Origin of the sequence: Nioella ostreopsis, assembly GCF_004000255.1 — a bacterium.
Lineage (GTDB): Bacteria > Pseudomonadota > Alphaproteobacteria > Rhodobacterales > Rhodobacteraceae > Nioella > Nioella ostreopsis.
Window position 1 is genome coordinate 126,274 of record NZ_RCIQ01000004.1, and the last position, 15,626, is coordinate 141,899.

The window sequence follows — 15,626 nt, forward strand, 5'->3', positions numbered from 1 at the left end:
CCAAATACTCCCGCCGGAGGCGTCCCTCGCGTGCCGCCTGCACAGCGGTCAGGACAGATCAGCGCCCGTCTCGCATTTCCGTGGCAACGCGCTGCAACGAGGGCCCCGAAGGGGCTTGAGGCGCAGCGCTCTCCGGTCGACGCGCAATGCGCGGCGAAACTGCCCTCAGGCCGCGCCCTGCTCTTCCATGTCTTCGCGCTCGGCCGCCTGCCGCGCCCACATGGAGGCATAGCGGCCATTCAGGGCCAGCAGTTCCTCATGCGTCCCGCGCTCGGCGATCTCGCCCCTTTCCAGAACGATGATCTGGTCGCTGTCGACCACGGTGGACAGCCGGTGCGCGATGGTGATCACCGTGCGCCCTTGCCCCATCATCTTCAGCTCTTCCTGGATCTCGCGTTCGGTTTCCGTGTCCAATGCCGAGGTCGCCTCATCGAGCAACAGAATGGGCGGGTCTTTCAGTAGCGTCCGGGCAATCCCCACCCGCTGCTTTTCGCCGCCCGACAGTTTCAGCCCGCGTTCGCCCACGGGGGTTTCATACCCTTCCGGCAGGCTCTCGATGAAATCGTGGATCTTCGCCGCCCGCGCCGCCGCCTCGATCTCTTTAAAGCTGGCCTCAGGACGGCCATAGGCGATGTTGTAGCGGATCGTGTCGTTGAACAGCACCGTATCCTGCGGCACCACGCCGATATGGTCATGGAGGCTCGCCTGCGTCACCGACCGCAGATCCTGCCCGTCGATGCGGATCGCGCCGCTGCCCACGTCGTAGAAGCGGAACAGAAGCCGCCCGATGGTGGATTTTCCTGACCCGGACGGCCCGACCAGAGCCACCGTGTGGCCCGGCGGCACGGCGAAAGACAGGCCCTTCAGGATCGGGCGCGCCGCCTCGTAGCCGAAGCGTACATCTTCGAAGATCAGCTCGCCCTTATCGCAGCTCAGCGCGCCCGCATCAGGCGCATCCACCACGTCGGCGGGCTGTTCCAACAGGTCGAACATCTCGCCCATATCGACCAGAGCCTGGCGGATTTCGCGGTAGACGGTGCCGAGGAAATTGAGCGGCATGGTGATCTGGATCATGTAGGCATTGACCATCACAAAATCGCCCACGGTCAGCACGCCGTTGTTCACACCGATGGCAGCCATGACCATGACGATGACCAGCCCGATGGTGATGATCACCGATTGCCCGAAATTCAGGAACCCGAGCGAATAGGCGGTTTTCAGCGCCGCGCTCTCATAGCCTGCCATGGCGCTGTCATAGCGTTCCGCCTCGCGCTTCTCGGCGCCGAAATACTTGACGGTCTCGAAGTTCAGCAGGCTGTCGATCGCCTTCTGGTTGGCGTCGGTGTCCTGATCGTTCATTTCCTTGCGGATCTTCACCCGCCACTCGGTCACCGCGAAGGTGAACCAGATGTAAATCGCCAGCGTCACCAGAACGACGACGAAATACCAGATGTCGAACAGCACGGCGAGCACGACGCCAATCAGCAGAAGCTCGATCACCAGCGGCCCGATGGAAAACAGCAGGAAGCGCAGCAGGAATTCCACGCCCTTCACACCGCGTTCGATGATCCGGGACAGGCCGCCGGTCTTGCGGGTGATGTGATAGCGCAGGGACAGCGCGTGGATATGTTCGAAGGTTTCCAGCGCCAGTTGCCGCAGCGCCCGCTGACCGACCTTTGCGAAGACCACATCGCGCAATTGCTGGAAGCCCACAGCCATGGCGCGCGCCACGCCATAGGCCACGGTCAGCCCCACGGCCCCCATCATCAGCATGCCAGAGGGCGTCGCATCCCCCGACAGCACATCCACCGCCTCGGCATAGAAAAACGGCGTATAGACCGCGATCAACCGCCCCAGGATCAGCATCGCCAGCGCCGCCAGGACCCGGTGTTTCACCCATGGGTGGGCGTCGGGCCAGAGATAGGGCGCGACCTTGCGAATGGTGCGCCAACCGCTGCGGCGGGCCTCGGAGCCCTTGGGATGGTCGGTCATGGTGGTGGGCGGCATGAAGCGGGCTTTCTGTCACAGATGGCGGAGCGTTGCGCGCAACCTAAGCCCGCCCCGCCGGAATGACCAGATCACCGGGGCGCGACCGATATGTGCGGATGTGCCGAGGCGAGATTTAGTCGGTCCGCTCTGGCAGGGTGAAGATCTGGCCCGGATAGATCAGGTCCGGGTTGCGGATCTGATCTCGGTTGGCTTCGTAAATCTGAACATAAGCCACGCCCTCGCCAAAATGCTGCTGCGCGATTCCCCACAGAGTGTGACCCCATTGCACGGTGATCACGTTCTCGCCCGAGGCCGAAGTAATCGCGGCAACGGCCTCCGGCTCTTCGCGCAGGAAGGGCGTTTCGATCCGGCTTTGCACCGCGCCATCGGCGCTGACCTCGTCCAGGCGCAGCGTGTAGGTGCCGGGATCGACCTGCGGCAATGCCGTGCGCCAGCCGCCTTGCAGGTTGATCTGGGCCAAGTGGATGGGCTGGTTATTGAGGTAGAAGCGCACATCCGATTCCGCCGGGCCACGCCCCGCAAGAACCACGTCGCCAACCGTATCATAGGCGATGGTGTCCAGCGTCACCTGTGATTGCACCTGCGGGGCCTCGTCACCCGACTGGATCACGCGGATGCCCTGACTGTCGGCCAGCAAAACGGTGGGGGTCTGAGGCTCCATTACCGGCCTGCCCTGCGGGGCCTCTGACGAGCTGTCCGCCGCCGCCACTTGCGTGGAGTCGGAGGAAGAATCGCCGGAGCCATCCTCGGTCACGCCGACATCGGGCTGCGAAGCGGGTTGTGTCTCTGCCTCGCCAGAGGAAACCGCCGCGCCGTTTTGCGCAGCAGGAGCATCTGCCGCGTCCTGTGCGGCTGCCAGTTCCGTGTTCCCATCCGTTGCGCCTTGTGGGTCAGCGGAGGAGTCCGCAACGTCCATGTCCATAACGGGCGAGTCACCCGACTCCTGCGCGGCTGCCAGTTCCGTGTTCCCATCCGTTACGCCGGGTGAGTCAGCGGAGGAGTCCGCAACGTCCATGTCCATAACAGGCGAATCGCCCGACTCCTGCGCTGCGGCCTGCGCTGTGTTCTCCTCCGCAGTACCAGAGGCGTCACCGGAAGCCGCCATATCCACGTCCGCAGATGAGCCGCCCGTGCCCTGCGTCGTGGCCAGGTCCGTGTCATCTTCAACCGTGTCCGAGACCGCAACGCTCACACCCTCTGGCGTGGCCAGTCCCGTCGTGCCCTCGGATGAAGCAGAGGGGCCGCTGTCCTCCGGGACGGGGACGGGATTTTCCTCCAGGCTGGCGGTCGCGACCTCCTGGCTGCTGTCCTCGGCAACCGGGGCCCCTGTCCCATCGGCCAGGGCTGCCGGGTCGTCCGCACCCGAAGCGCCTGCGATCTCTGGGCTGTCACGATCCGCCGCGGGTGCCTCCGTTGCCACCTGAACCGGTCCCACCCCGTCGCCCGTATCCGGTTGAGGCACATTGGCGGTGTCCAGGATCACCTGCGGTGCATCGCCCGCAGCCGCCTGTGTCGGCTCATCCGCGCCTGCCTCGCTGGACTGGGCATCGGCGTCACCAGCATTTTCCGTATCCGTCGCCGCATTTCCCGGCTGCAAGCCGCGACTCAGGCCACCGCCCGAGCTTTCTGCAATCTCCAGGGACGCGATTTCCAGATCCGGCTCGCCTGCGTCACCGGTGTCCTCCGCAAGCGCCGCAGGTTCCTGGGACCCGCCGCTTGGCATCTCATCCGCTACTGATACCGCGACCTCCGTGCCGTTTTCGCGAACCGGTGCGGTGCCGACTTCGCCACCAGCCGCAACGCCGGTCTGTTCAGGAAGATCGGGCGTGGCAGGGGCAAGAGGCGTGGTGCCACTGGCCGGGGGCGTGTCTGGCTCTGACGCCATGGAAAGCTCTGTCATGCCACTGTCGTCGGGCACGTCCGGTCCGGTTGCGTCGGCTTCAGCAACCTCAACACCGGTGGCCGCCCCCACGGGGCGCAGGGTCGGCGAGATGATGACGCTTTGCTCCGACACCAGAACCGAGCCATCCTCCATCAGCATCTCAAGGCTCAGGATGCGTGGCAGTTCGGACGGTGGAATATCGAACATCGCCACGAAATCCCCGCCCGCATCGCTGCTGGCAAGGTGAATTTCCTGCCCGTCGAGAAGCAGGCGCAGTTCCGCATTGCTTTCGGCCTGACCGGCAATCAGCGCCCCCCCGGCGGCATCCACGCGAACCAGGTCGAAGCGCGGGGCGATGAGGTCGGGCAGGATGTCAGGCTCTGCCGGGGTCGCCGCTGTGGGGGTCTCGACTGCGACCTCCACATCCGGGTCGCTCACATCGGGATCGGGCACCGCCACCGGGTCGCCTGCAATACCTTGGGGCACGCCTTCCGCCACCGGGTCTGGCCCGGGTGCAAAGATGACCTGATAGCCGACCACGCCGACAACGGCGGCGACAGCCACCCCCGCCGCAAGCGTGCCTAGTCCAAGTCCGGACCCTGCCGAAGCTGCCATATCTGCTCTCCCCTCAGGCCCCGGCACGTCCCCACATGCCGGTGCAGTTGTATGACCTTAGCAACAGGTCTATCACGGGTCAAAACACCATCAAGTCAGGTTAACCCATGTCCTATTCCGTTTGTGTCTACTGTGGCTCTCGTGCCGGTTCGTCGCCGCGCTATTCCGAGGATGCCGAGGCGCTTGGCACGGCATTGGCGGAAGGCGGCATGCGGCTCGTATACGGCGCGGGCGATGTGGGGCTGATGGGCATCGTCGCGCGGGCGGCCATGGCAGCGGGTGGCGGCACATTCGGGGTGATTCCCGAGCACCTGCTGAACATGGAGGTCGGCAAACGCGATCTGGATACGTTCATCGTCACCGAAACCATGCATGAGCGCAAAAAGGTCATGGTAATGAATGCCGATGCCATCGTGGTGCTGCCGGGCGGTGCCGGATCGCTGGATGAATTCTTCGAGGTGTTGACCTGGCGCCAGCTCGGCCTGCATTCAAAGCCGATTTTCCTTCTGAATTCCGCAGGGTACTGGGACAAGCTAAGCGACCTTCTGGCCCATATCGTCGGCCAGGGCTTTGCCGATTCCAGCCTGATGGACTTCTACAAAATCGTGGATGACGTGCCCGCGCTCATGTCCGGGCTCTACCGCGCGCAGAAGGGCTGAGCACCGACCAGCTGTAAAGCGCAAGCGCCAGCCAGATCATCGGCAGGGCAATAGCGTGCCAGTGAGAGACCGGCTCCAGCAGGACCAGCCAGGCCACGAGGAATTGCAGCGTCGGGTTCAGGTATTGGATGAGACCCATGGAGGACATGGGCACGCGCTTGGCCGCGTAGGAAAACAGAATGAGCGGCACCGCCGTGACGGGGCCGCAGAGGACCAGCAGCAGCGCCTCCCACCAGCCCCAGAAAAACGCGCCCTGCCCCCAGATCGCCAGAAACGCCAGGGCAAAGGGCGTCAGCAGCAAGGTTTCGACGGCGACGGACACCACCGGGCCTGCGTCGATCCAGCGTTTGAGCAGCCCGTAGGTGGCAAAGCTGACCGCCAGAACGAGGCTGATCCAAGGCGCGACACCAAGCCCGACCGTCAGCACCAGCACCGCCAGTGAAGCAAGCCCGACCGCCCCCCATTGGGCACGACTCAGGCTCTCGCGCAGCACCACAAGCCCGATCACCACCGCGACCAGCGGGTAGATGTAGTAGCCGATCGACGCCTCCAGCGCCCGGCCCGCGCCAATGGCGAAAATGAAGATGAACCAGTTGAGCGAGATGGTCAGCGATGAAAAACAGGCAATGACCAACTGTCGCCTGTCGCCAAACCCGGTCCGAATTTCTCGGAAACGGCCTTGCAGCGCCAGGACCAGGCCAAAGCTGACAAAGGACCAGAGGGTACGGTGGACCAACACCTCTGACGGGGCGACATGTGAGAGCTCCCTGTAGAAGATCGGTGCCAGGCCCCAGATGACGCAGGCCAGGATCAGGGCCAGAACACCCTTTTGCATCTCGGTCATGGCCATTCTGTCCCCGTCGATCTTATGCTACCCCTTTCATGAGGGCCGAATGTGGTCAAGCAGCACCGGTATTCCTGCACGCACGGAAAAACCCGCCGGTGAAGATCACCGACGGGTTCAAAAGTGTCTAATTGTCCCGAAAACCGCTTAGCCGGCGAGGCGTGCAGCGACGTTTTCCCAGTTCACCAGCTTGTTGAGGAAGTTGTCCAGGTAAGCCGGGCGCTTGTTGCGGAAGTCGATATAGTAGGAATGTTCCCACACGTCGCAGCCCAGAAGCGCGGTCTGCCCGAAGCAGAGCGGGTTGACGCCGTTCTCAGACTTGGTGACGGCGAGCGAGCCATCGGCATTCTTCACCAGCCAGCACCAGCCGGAGCCGAACTGACCCGCACCTGCGGCGGCGAATTGCGACTTGAACTCATCGACCGAGCCGAAGCTCTCGGTCAGGGCCGCTTCCAGCTCGCCGGGCATGGCGCTTTCGCCGGGGCCCATCATTTCCCAGAACTGGTTATGGTTCCAGAGCTGGCTGATGTTGTTGAAAATACCGTTCTGCGCAACGGAAGTGGCGTTGTAGGTGCCGGTGATGATCTCTTCCATCGACTTGTTTTCCCACTCGGTCCCGGCAATCAGCTTGTTGCCGTTGTCGACATAGGCCTTGTGGTGCAGGTCGTGGTGATATTCCAGCGTCTCAGCGGACATACCGAGATCGGCCAGTGCGTCATGGGCGTAGGGAAGGTCGGGAAGTTCAAAAGCCATTGTGAGGGCCCCTCTTGTTCGTGTGGGAAGTCAGATACCCTTTACCTGAGGCCCAAGCCCCGGTTGGTCAAGCGTTTTGGTCAGGTTTTTCATGTGCAGAAATACAGGTGACCGGTCTCGGCCAATGTGCGCCGCCCTTGCCGACGGCCCGGGATGGCGCTTCGAAGCGCCATGAAAAAAGGGCCTTCGAAGGCCCTTTCCAACGCGCCTTCGAAGGCGCGTGACGAAGCGGTTTCGAAACCGCTTTCCCGCCGCACCGTCGACGATCAGAAATACCCGACTTCCGAGCCGTCCTTGGCCGACAAGGCCAGCAGGTCGAAGACATATTGCGCGACCGAGCGGAAGCAGATGACCGAGAACTGATCTTCGCCGCTTTGCCAGATCGCCGCAGGCACCTGCGCCATGCGGGTGCGGCGCATCTCTCCTGCCCGGAAGCTCTCGGGGTGCAGATCGACCGGTACCAGCTTGGCCAGCACTTCGCGCGCATGGGGCCCCTCCACCCGAAAGAGCGCGCGCGCATCCGAGACATTTGCCACGGTCGCATGCTCGCCCGCCAGTGCGGCGGACAGCGTTGCCACGGCCCCATCAGCCTCCTCGTGGGGCACCATGATCAGCAACTCGTCGCGTGACATCCAGGCTATGGCCTTGTCATCGCCTGCCTTGATCTCCCGCTGGCCGGGCATCTCGACGCCTGCCAGGCCGGTCACTGCCGCCACCAGTTTGCTGCTGGACAGATCCCCGCGCAGGGTGATCATTCCGGCAAGGCCTGCCTCTTCCACGCGGGTCCGACCTTCGGCCACCGCGCCAATCAATGCACTGACGTCAGACATTCTGCTTCTCCCCGTCCGGGTCAAAGAACACCGGGTTCACGATTTTCGCGGGCACTGTCGTGCCATCCACCTTGTTGAACTCGATCACCTCGCCCATGCGGTCCGGCCCGTTCAGAACCAGCCCCATGGCAATGCCCTTGCCCAGAGTGGGCGAGTGATAGGTCGAGGTGATCCGGCCCTGGGTATTGCCCTGCCCATTGGCATTGGAGCCGGAGGCCACAGCGTAAGAGCCATCGGGAATGACCGAACCGTCGACCGTTTCCAGCCCCACCAGTTTCCAGCGGGTCGGGTCGGTCATGTGGCTGCGTTCCTGCGCGCGCTTGCCCAGGTAGTCCTCTTTCTTCTTCGAGATCGCCCAGCCAAGACCCAGATCCTGCGGGATCACAGTACCGTCGGTTTCGTCGCCGATCATGATGAAGCCCTTCTCGGCCCGCATGATATGGAGCGCCTCGGTGCCGTATGCGGTGGCGTTCCACTCCGCGCCCGCCGCATGGAGCGTATCCCAGAAGGCGCGGCCCTGACTGGCGGGAACGGCGATCTCGAAGCTGAGCTCACCCGAAAAGGAGATGCGGAAGACGCGGGTCGAGAAGCCGCCGATCTTGCCCGTCGCAAAGCCCATGAAGGGCAGCGCCTCGGCCGACAGATCCATGTCGGTGCCCAGTTTTTCCAGCAATTTCCGCGCATTCGGGCCGACCACGGCGACCTGCGCATATTGCTCGGTCACATTGACGGTATGGACCTTCCAGTCCCACCATTCGCATTGCAGCCAGTCTTCCATATGGGCGTGAGTATGCTCCGCCCCGCCCGAGGTGGTGTGGACAAGGAAGGTATCTTCGTCGATCCGCGCCACGACGCCATCATCCATCAGGAAGCCGTTTTCGTTGCACATCAGGCCATAGCGGCATTTGCCCGGCTTCAGGGTGCTCATCATGTTGGTGTAGAGCATGTCCATAAAACGGCCCGCGTCGGGGCCCTTGACGATGATCTTGCCAAGGGTCGAGGCGTCGAGCAGCCCGAGGCTGTTGCGGGTCGCCAGAACCTCGCGGTGGACCGCCTGTTCGTGGGTTTCGCCCGCCTTGGGGTAGCAGTAAGGACGGCGCCAGTGGCCTACGGGCTCCATATAGGCGCCCTGTTCCTCGTGCCAGCCATGCATCGGCGTGCGGCGCAGCGGCTGGAACACCTCGCCGCGCGCCTCGCCCGCGATGGCACCCATGGAAATGGGCGTGTAGGGCGGGCGGAAGGTGGTGGTGCCAACGTTGGGGATCTCATCGTTCAAGGCCGAGGCAAGGGTTGCCAGACCGTTGATATTGCTGAGCTTCCCCTGATCCGTCGCCATGCCGAGCGTGGTGTAGCGCTTGGTATGTTCAACGCTTTCATAGCCTTCCTGCGCGGCAAGCCGCACGTCGGAAACCTTCACGTCGTTCTGATAATCAAGCCACATCTTCATGCGTTTCGAGGGGCCTGCGCCCTGCGGCATGATCCAGACCGCCTCCATCGGGGTTTCCGCCGGATCGTTGGCAGAGGGGGCGGAGGCGGTTGCGGAGAGGCCAAGCGCCTCGGCCACGGACACCGCCGCGTTGCTGCCAGAGGCCAGGGCCTCGGCGGAACCGAACAGGCCATCGGCGGCACCTGCGGCGGTGACGAAGGGCTTGCCGTCATGGCCGGTCGGCGCGCGGTCGTGATCGGGGCGGAAACAGGCCTGCGCCGCGTCCCAGGTCAGCTTGCCGCCGCAATGGGACCAGAGGTGCACCACAGGCGACCAGCCACCGGACATGGCAACCGCCTCGCAAGCGATCTCATCGGTCACCGCCCCCTCGCCCGCCTGCGCGCAGAGCGTCACGCCAGTGACGGCTTTCTTGCCCTTCACAGAGGCAATGCCGGTGCCGGTCAGCACCCGGATTCCTGCGGCACGGGCGGCTTCCGGCAGGTCGCCGGTCACGGTGGCGCGGGCATCCACGATGACCGGCACGGCCAAACCGGCCTGATGCAGCGCCAGCGCGGTGCGGTAGGCGTCGTCATTATTGGTGACAACAACAGTACGGTCGCCGGGGCCGACACCCCAGTTCACCACGTAATCGCGCACGGCCGAGGCCAGCATGACGCCGGGAATATCGTTGCCCGCAAAGGACAGGGGCCGCTCCAACGCGCCGGTCGCGGTGATGACCTGCTTGGCGCGGATCCGCCACAGGCGGTGACGCGGCCCGTCCAGTTCCGGCGCATGGTCGGTCAGGCGTTCATAGGCCAGAACATAGCCGTGGTCATAGACGCCAGAAGCCATGGTGCGGCTGCGCACGCGGACATTTTCCATCCCTTCAAGGGTTTGCAGGGCGTTCTTGATCCAGTCATCGGCGGGCTGGCCGTCGATCTCGACCCCATCGACGGGGGCACGACCACCCCAATGGGCGGTCTGCTCCACCAGCAGCACCCGCGCGCCGGTCGCCCCTGCGGTCAGCGCGGCCTGAAGACCGGCAATGCCACCGCCCACGATCATCACATCGACGAAGGCATAGAAATGCTCGTAGCGGTCCGCGTCGCGGTCCTTGGGGGCTTTGCCCAGACCGGCGGAGTGGCGGACAATTGGTTCAAACAGATGCTTCCACGCCGGACGCGGGAACATGAAGGTCTTGTAGTAGAACCCCGCCGGGAAGAACTTCGCGAGGCTGTTGTTCACGGCCCCCACGTCGAACTCCAGGCTCGGCCAGTGGTTCTGGCTTTCCGCCTCCAGCCCGTCGAAAAGCTCGGTCGTGGTGGCCCGCTGGTTCGGCTCGAACCGCGATCCCTTGCCGATGCCCATCAGCGCATTGGGTTCCTCGGCGCCCGAGGCCACAACGCCGCGCGGACGGTGATATTTGAAGGACCGGCCCATCAGCGTCTGGCCATTGGCCAGCAGGGCGGAGGCCAGTGTATCGCCAGCATAGCCGGTGAAGCGCTTGCCGTTGAAGGTGAAGTCGCGGGCGGCGCTGCGGTCGATCAGGCGACCGCCGGAAGACAGACGGGTGCTCATGCCTCAATGCTCCAGTCGGGGCGCTTGGCGCGGATGGCGTCGATGACGTGTTGGGGCGGTTCCGGGGTCTGGGCCGAATAGGTGGCGAAGACCTCCAGCGTGTTGGTGCAGCGGGCCGCGAGGAACCACTTGCCGCAGCCATTGGCATGCCGCCAGCGTTCGAAATGCACGCCCTTGGGGTTCGCGCGGTGGAAGAGGTAGCCCTCGAAGTCCTCATCCGAGGAGCCGGGACCGTAGCGCTTGAGATGCGCCTCGCCACCGGGGGCGAGCTCGGTTTCATCGGCCATCACGCCGCAGCAGGGGCATTCGAGGATCAGCATTGTGCCAGTTCCTTCTTGATAGGCGACATCGCAACGCCCATGTTCTTGAGTATGGGACCTCTAGCGATCATATTGTTCATCCTGGCCGCCATTGCGGTTGATGTCTGGGTTTTGCGTCGGCTGTACGACATCTGGGTCAGACGGCGTGCGGTTGCGAAAAACCGGGACGAAGCGCACGAATGACCGCGAACACGATCGCATTTATCGGCTTTGGGATCGCTGTACTTGTCGGCGCGGTCTTCATCGCTCGACATGTTCGACAGGAGCGACGTTTGCAGCGATATCTGACCAACGAAGAGCTGGAAACCTTGTCCAAAAGGCGCATTGAGCGACTGACTGAAGAAGCCCGCTTCACTACGCATAATTCCGTTCACTGAACAGTTCATCAGTGCGCCACCCCGGCCGCGACGCTCTCGTCGATGAAGCGGCCTTCCTTGAAACGGTTGAGGCCGAATTCGGCGGTCAGCGGCGAGTAGCCGCGCGCCATCAGCTCGGCAAAGCCCCAGCCCGAGCCAGGGATCGCCTTGAACCCGCCGGTGCCCCATCCACAGTTGATGAAGACACCCTCCACGGGCGTCTTGGACAGGATGGGCGAGCGGTCGCCGGTCATGTCGACGATGCCGCCCCACTGGCGCAGCTGCTTGAGGCGGCTGATCATCGGGAAGGTCTCAATGAGCGCGCGCACGGTTTCCTCGATATGATGGAACGAGCCGCGCTGCGTGTAGTTGTTGTAGCCGTCTGCGCCGCCGCCAATGACCATCTCGCCCTTGTCGGACTGGCTCATATAGCCATGCACGGTGTTGGCCATCACGACGCAATCCATGCAGGGCTTGATGGGCTCGGAGACGAGCGCCTGCAGCGCCACGGATTCGACCGGCAGCCGGAAGCCCGCCATATCGGCCAGCACCCCGGAATGGCCCGCGACGACGATGCCAAGCTTCTTGGTGCCGATAAAGCCGCGCGAGGTCTCCACGCCCACGACAGCGCCGTTTTCCTTGCGCACACCGGTCACTTCGGTCTTCTGGATGATGTCCATGCCCATGTCGGAACAGGCCCGCGCATAGCCCCAGGCCACCGCGTCATGCCGGGCGGTGCCGCCGCGCGCCTGCCACAGCCCGCCCAGAACCGGGTAGCGCGGCCCGTCGAGGTTGATGATCGGCACGATTTCCTTGACCCGCTGCGGCGAGATGAATTCGGTCTTCACCCCCTGCAGCGCGTTGGCATGGGCCGTGCGCTGATAGCCGCGCACCTCGTGATGGGTCTGGGCCAGCATGATGACGCCGCGGGGGGAGAACATCACGTTGTAGTTCAGGTCCTGGCTCATCGTCTCGTAAAGGCTGCGCGCCTTTTCGTAGATCGCGGCGGAGGCGTCCTGCAGGTAGTTCGAGCGGATGATGGTGGTGTTGCGCCCGGTATTGCCGCCGCCAAGCCAGCCCTTCTCGATCACCGCGACATTGGTGATGCCGAAATTCTTGCCAAGATAGAAGGCGGTGGCGAGGCCATGGCCCCCTGCCCCCACGATAATCGCATCGTAGGACTTTTTCGGCTCAGGCGAGGCCCAGGCCCGTTCCCATCCCTGATGGTAGCGGGCGGCTTCGCGGGCGATGGCAAAGGCGGAATAACGGCGCATGGTAATCCCCGACGGCTGCGTGCCCGAACTACATGCTGGATTGCGCCCGATCCGGTCCACCCCCCGGCGGCATTTCGCAAGGAAAATGCGACAAGGCGCGCAGGGGGATGTCGCTTTTCGGATCGGTTTGGGGCTTTTGATACGGCCGTGCCGTGTATAGATGTGTCCAGAACGTAATGCGCGGAGGGATCATGGGTTTCTGGATGCTGGCAGGGCTGCTGTCTTTGCTGATCGGCGCGGCGCTGGTCATGGCCGCGTGGCGGTCTCGTGACGCAGGCGATCCGACGGCGGCCTATGATCTGCAGATTTATCGCGACCAGCTGCGCGAGATCGACAAGGATCTGGCGCGCGGGGTCCTGACCGAGGACGAAGCCGAACGTACCCGCACAGAGGTCGCCCGCCGGGTGCTGGAGGCCGACCGCGCATTGCAGGCCCAGACTGCGGAGGCACATGCCGGGCGTCCGCAGCGCATTGCCGTCGTGGCGGGCGTTGCCGTGGTGATTGCGGGGGCCTTCGGGCTTTATAACACCATCGGTGCGCCGGGCTACCCGGACCTGCCGATCGAGACGCGGATATCGCTCGTCGAACAGGCCCGTGCCGACCGACCGACCCAAGCGGAGGCAGAGGCGGGCGTCCCCAGCCAGACCCGCGAAGACCCGGACCCGCGCCGCGCCGAACTGGTGGCGGAGCTGCGTGAAACCATGCAGGACCATCCCGATGAACCGGAGGGGCTGCGCCTTCTGGCCTTCGAGGAGGCGCGCGTTGGCAATTATGTCGCGGCCCGAACCGCACAGGCGCATCTGATCGAGATCTTGGGGGACGAGGCCACGGCTCAGCACCGGCTGGACCTGGCCGAGATGATGTTCATGGCCGCCGGTGGCTACGTCTCGCCAGAGGCCGAGGCGCTGCTGAACAGCGTCCTGCAAGAAGATCGCATGAACGGCGCCGCGCGCTATTACGTCGGGCTGATGTATGCCCAACAGGGCCGCCCCGATCTGGGCTATCCGATCTGGCGCAACCTGCTAGCCGAAAGCGAGCCCGACGCGCCCTGGCTGACCCCCATTCGCGACCAGATCGAGATTGTCGCGGCCATGGCGGGCGATGACATTTCGGTCGAACAACTGCCACAGCCGCCCCTGCCCAACCAGCCCGGCCCCACTGCCGAGGATATCGAGGCCGCAGGCGCGATGTCGGCAGAGGATCGTCAGTCGATGATCGAAAGCATGGTTGCAGGTCTTTCCGAACGTCTGGCCAACGAGGGCGGCACGCCCGAGGAATGGGCGCGACTGATCTCTGCCTATATCGTGCTGGGGCAACCGGATCGGGCGCGGCCGATCTATCAGGAGGCCCTGTCCGCCTTTGCCCGGTCCGATGCGGCGCTTGAGATTATCCGCGCAGCGGGTGCGCCGCTTGATGCAGGCGGCGATGTGCCCTTGCCTGACGATGCCCCCCTGCGGGAGCCAAGCGAGTGATCCTTGAGGATGTCGCGGCGTTTGCCGCCGCCCTGCCGCCCATGCGCGCCCTTGCCGGGCTCGATCTCGGCACAAAGACCATCGGCGTGGCCGTGTCCGACCCGTTTCTCAGCGTTTCGACGCCTCTGGAAACCATCCGGCGGGTGAAATTCACCCAGGATGCTGCGGCCTTGCAGAAGATCCTGACGCACCGGTCTGTTGGCGGGCTGGTGCTTGGCCTGCCGATGAACATGGATGGCAGCGAAGGCCCCCGCGCCCAGGCAACCCGCGCCTTTGCCCGCAATCTGGACCGCCTTGTGGACATGCCGATCACCTTCTGGGATGAGCGCCTGTCCACCGTGGCCGCCGAGCGGGCGCTGTTAGAGGCGGATACGTCCCGAAAGCGTCGCGCAGAGGTGATCGACCATGTCGCGGCCGGGTTTATCCTGCAAGGGGTGCTGGACAGGCTGGCCCATTTGAAAGGTGTCGATGGATGACGGATCAGGTCTGGAAACGCGACGAAATCGAAAGCCCCTGCGTGAAGATCTGCGTGGTGCATCCCGAGGCGCGGCTCTGCACCGGCTGCCTGCGCTCCATCGACGAGATCGGGGCCTGGAGCCGCATGTCGCCCGAGGATCGCAGCCGCATCATGGCGGAACTGCCGGGGCGCCAAAGCCTGATCCAGAAGCGACGGGGCGGCCGCGCGGCCCGGTTGAAGCGCGGGTTGTAACGAGGCAAAGCGGCTGAAGATGTTCGGTGGAAGGATCTTGCAAGATCCTTTCAAGGCTTTTGCAAAAGCCTTCCCCGCGCCCGGGATCTAGCGCCCCTCGAAACGCGCCGGTCGCTTTTCCAGAAACGCCAGCACACCTTCCTTGAAATCTCGGGACTTTCCGGCCTGACCTTGCAGCCTGGCCTCCAGCATCAGCTGATCCTCAAGGTCATTGCCAAGGCTTTCCCGCATCGCCTGCTTGATCCGCGCATAGGCCTGCGTCGGGCCGCTTGCCAGATGATGCGCCCGCGCCCGCCAATGCGCCTCGAAGCTGGCATCATCGACCGCTTCCCAGATCAGCCCCATCTCATCGGCCTCGCGTGCAGAGAGCTTCTCGGCAAAGAGCGCCAACCCCATGGCCTTGGCGAAGCCGACCTTGCGCGGCAGCGTATAGGTGCCCCCCGCATCGGGGATCAGTCCGATCTTGGAAAAAGCCTGCATGAAGGACGCGCTTTCAGCAGCGATCACCACGTCACAGGCCAAGGCGATATTGGCCCCCGCCCCGGCGGCCACCCCGTTTACGGCCGCAATCACCGGAATCGGCACCTCGGCAATGGCGCGCAAAATCGGCGAATATTCATCGCGCAGCAGTTTTTCGAGGTTCAGATCATTGAGATTGCCGGTATCACCCAGATCCTGCCCGGCGGAAAACGCCCGTCCCTCGCCGGTGATCACGGCCACTCGCGCCGCCTGTCCCGCCGCCTGAACCGCATGGCACAGCTCGGCCCGCATCTGGGTGTTGAAGGAATTCATCACATCCGGACGCCGCAGGGTAATGACAGCCACGCCGTCGTGCAGATCGCTGGTAAGTGTCTGGTAGTCCATGGCCGTGCATTCCCTCGGTCTTGCGCAATCGCCC

Annotated in this window: 14 protein-coding genes; 4 read left to right on the forward strand and 10 right to left on the reverse strand. The window is 64.0% G+C overall.

The features are described from left to right. Window positions 1-165 precede the first annotated feature (165 nt). Both EP237_RS06040 and EP237_RS06045 read right to left on the reverse strand, forming a co-directional pair. Window positions 166-2,007, reverse strand: a complete 1,842-nt coding sequence (locus EP237_RS06040) for an ABCB family ABC transporter ATP-binding protein/permease (protein ID WP_127559133.1) — start codon at window positions 2,005-2,007, stop codon at window positions 166-168. Window positions 2,008-2,122: 115 nt separating this feature from the next. Continuing rightward, window positions 2,123-4,507, reverse strand: coding sequence for a LysM peptidoglycan-binding domain-containing protein (locus EP237_RS06045; RefSeq protein WP_127559135.1), 2,385 nt, complete (start codon window positions 4,505-4,507; stop codon window positions 2,123-2,125). 107 nt (window positions 4,508-4,614) lie between these two features. On the opposite strand from EP237_RS06045, the gene EP237_RS06050 reads away from it, so the two are divergent. Beyond that, window positions 4,615-5,166: an LOG family protein gene (locus EP237_RS06050; protein WP_127559137.1), complete on the forward strand. Its 552-nt coding sequence runs from the start codon at window positions 4,615-4,617 to the stop codon at window positions 5,164-5,166. On the opposite strand, the gene rarD is transcribed toward EP237_RS06050, so the two are convergent. The 7 genes from rarD to EP237_RS06085 all read right to left on the reverse strand — a co-directional run bounded on the left by rarD (window position 5,132) and on the right by EP237_RS06085 (window position 12,547). Further along, window positions 5,132-6,010, reverse strand: coding sequence for an EamA family transporter RarD (gene rarD, locus EP237_RS06055; RefSeq protein WP_127559139.1), 879 nt, complete (start codon window positions 6,008-6,010; stop codon window positions 5,132-5,134). The genes EP237_RS06050 and rarD overlap by 35 nt on opposite strands. Before the next feature lie 147 nt (window positions 6,011-6,157). Next, window positions 6,158-6,763, reverse strand: coding sequence for a superoxide dismutase (locus tag EP237_RS06060; protein ID WP_127559141.1), 606 nt, complete (start codon window positions 6,761-6,763; stop codon window positions 6,158-6,160). A 266-nt stretch (window positions 6,764-7,029) separates the two neighbouring features. After that, window positions 7,030-7,593, reverse strand: a complete 564-nt coding sequence (locus EP237_RS06065; RefSeq protein WP_127559143.1) for a sarcosine oxidase subunit gamma — start codon at window positions 7,591-7,593, stop codon at window positions 7,030-7,032. Continuing rightward, the gene (locus EP237_RS06070; RefSeq protein ID WP_127559145.1) at window positions 7,586-10,597 is read right to left on the reverse strand and encodes a sarcosine oxidase subunit alpha family protein; all 3,012 of its coding nucleotides are present in this window, start codon (window positions 10,595-10,597) and stop codon (window positions 7,586-7,588) included. Before EP237_RS06070 ends, EP237_RS06065 begins: the two co-directional genes overlap by 8 nt. Then, a complete protein-coding gene (locus EP237_RS06075; protein WP_127559147.1) occupies window positions 10,594-10,917 on the reverse strand; it encodes a sarcosine oxidase subunit delta in 324 nt (107 codons plus the stop codon). Before EP237_RS06075 ends, EP237_RS06070 begins: the two co-directional genes overlap by 4 nt. Next, window positions 10,911-11,291 (reverse strand): hypothetical protein, encoded by a 381-nt coding sequence (locus EP237_RS06080; protein ID WP_164744632.1) that lies wholly within the window; start codon window positions 11,289-11,291, stop codon window positions 10,911-10,913. Before EP237_RS06080 ends, EP237_RS06075 begins: the two co-directional genes overlap by 7 nt. 11 nt (window positions 11,292-11,302) lie before the next feature. Next, window positions 11,303-12,547: a sarcosine oxidase subunit beta family protein gene (locus EP237_RS06085; protein ID WP_127559152.1), complete on the reverse strand. Its 1,245-nt coding sequence runs from the start codon at window positions 12,545-12,547 to the stop codon at window positions 11,303-11,305. Between the two features lie 191 nt (window positions 12,548-12,738). On the opposite strand from EP237_RS06085, the gene ccmI reads away from it, so the two are divergent. The 3 genes from ccmI to EP237_RS06100 are packed head-to-tail and all read left to right on the forward strand — an operon-like array spanning window position 12,739 to window position 14,728. Further along, entirely contained in the window at window positions 12,739-14,019 is a 1,281-nt protein-coding gene (gene ccmI / locus EP237_RS06090; RefSeq protein WP_240661534.1) for a c-type cytochrome biogenesis protein CcmI, read from the forward strand. Beyond that, window positions 14,016-14,495, forward strand: coding sequence for a Holliday junction resolvase RuvX (gene ruvX, locus EP237_RS06095; RefSeq protein WP_127559154.1), 480 nt, complete (start codon window positions 14,016-14,018; stop codon window positions 14,493-14,495). Before ccmI ends, ruvX begins: the two co-directional genes overlap by 4 nt. After that, complete coding sequence (locus EP237_RS06100) at window positions 14,492-14,728, forward strand: DUF1289 domain-containing protein (RefSeq protein ID WP_127559156.1); 237 nt, start codon at window positions 14,492-14,494, stop codon at window positions 14,726-14,728. The genes ruvX and EP237_RS06100 overlap by 4 nt, the downstream gene beginning before the upstream one ends. 87 nt (window positions 14,729-14,815) lie before the next feature. On the opposite strand, the gene EP237_RS06105 is transcribed toward EP237_RS06100, so the two are convergent. Next, complete coding sequence (locus EP237_RS06105; RefSeq protein WP_127559158.1) at window positions 14,816-15,592, reverse strand: enoyl-CoA hydratase-related protein; 777 nt, start codon at window positions 15,590-15,592, stop codon at window positions 14,816-14,818. Window positions 15,593-15,626: the final 34 nt, after the last annotated feature.

Excerpts from the sequence above, each read along its gene's own strand:
- rarD (WP_127559139.1), bottom strand. The coding sequence starts at position 6,010 with ATGACCGAGATGCAAAAGGGTGTTCTGGCCCTGATCCTGGCCTGCGTC.
- EP237_RS06100 (WP_127559156.1), top strand. The coding sequence starts at position 14,492 with ATGACGGATCAGGTCTGGAAACGCGACGAAATCGAAAGCCCCTGCGTG.
- EP237_RS06045 (WP_127559135.1), bottom strand. The coding sequence starts at position 4,507 with ATGGCAGCTTCGGCAGGGTCCGGACTTGGACTAGGCACGCTTGCGGCG.
- EP237_RS06085 (WP_127559152.1), bottom strand. The coding sequence starts at position 12,547 with ATGCGCCGTTATTCCGCCTTTGCCATCGCCCGCGAAGCCGCCCGCTAC.
- EP237_RS06105 (WP_127559158.1), bottom strand. The coding sequence starts at position 15,592 with ATGGACTACCAGACACTTACCAGCGATCTGCACGACGGCGTGGCTGTC.
- ccmI (WP_240661534.1), top strand. The coding sequence starts at position 12,739 with ATGGGTTTCTGGATGCTGGCAGGGCTGCTGTCTTTGCTGATCGGCGCG.
- EP237_RS06040 (WP_127559133.1), bottom strand. The coding sequence starts at position 2,007 with ATGCCGCCCACCACCATGACCGACCATCCCAAGGGCTCCGAGGCCCGC.
- EP237_RS06075 (WP_127559147.1), bottom strand. The coding sequence starts at position 10,917 with ATGCTGATCCTCGAATGCCCCTGCTGCGGCGTGATGGCCGATGAAACC.
- EP237_RS06070 (WP_127559145.1), bottom strand. The coding sequence starts at position 10,597 with ATGAGCACCCGTCTGTCTTCCGGCGGTCGCCTGATCGACCGCAGCGCC.
- EP237_RS06050 (WP_127559137.1), top strand. The coding sequence starts at position 4,615 with ATGTCCTATTCCGTTTGTGTCTACTGTGGCTCTCGTGCCGGTTCGTCG.
- EP237_RS06060 (WP_127559141.1), bottom strand. The coding sequence starts at position 6,763 with ATGGCTTTTGAACTTCCCGACCTTCCCTACGCCCATGACGCACTGGCC.
- EP237_RS06065 (WP_127559143.1), bottom strand. The coding sequence starts at position 7,593 with ATGTCTGACGTCAGTGCATTGATTGGCGCGGTGGCCGAAGGTCGGACC.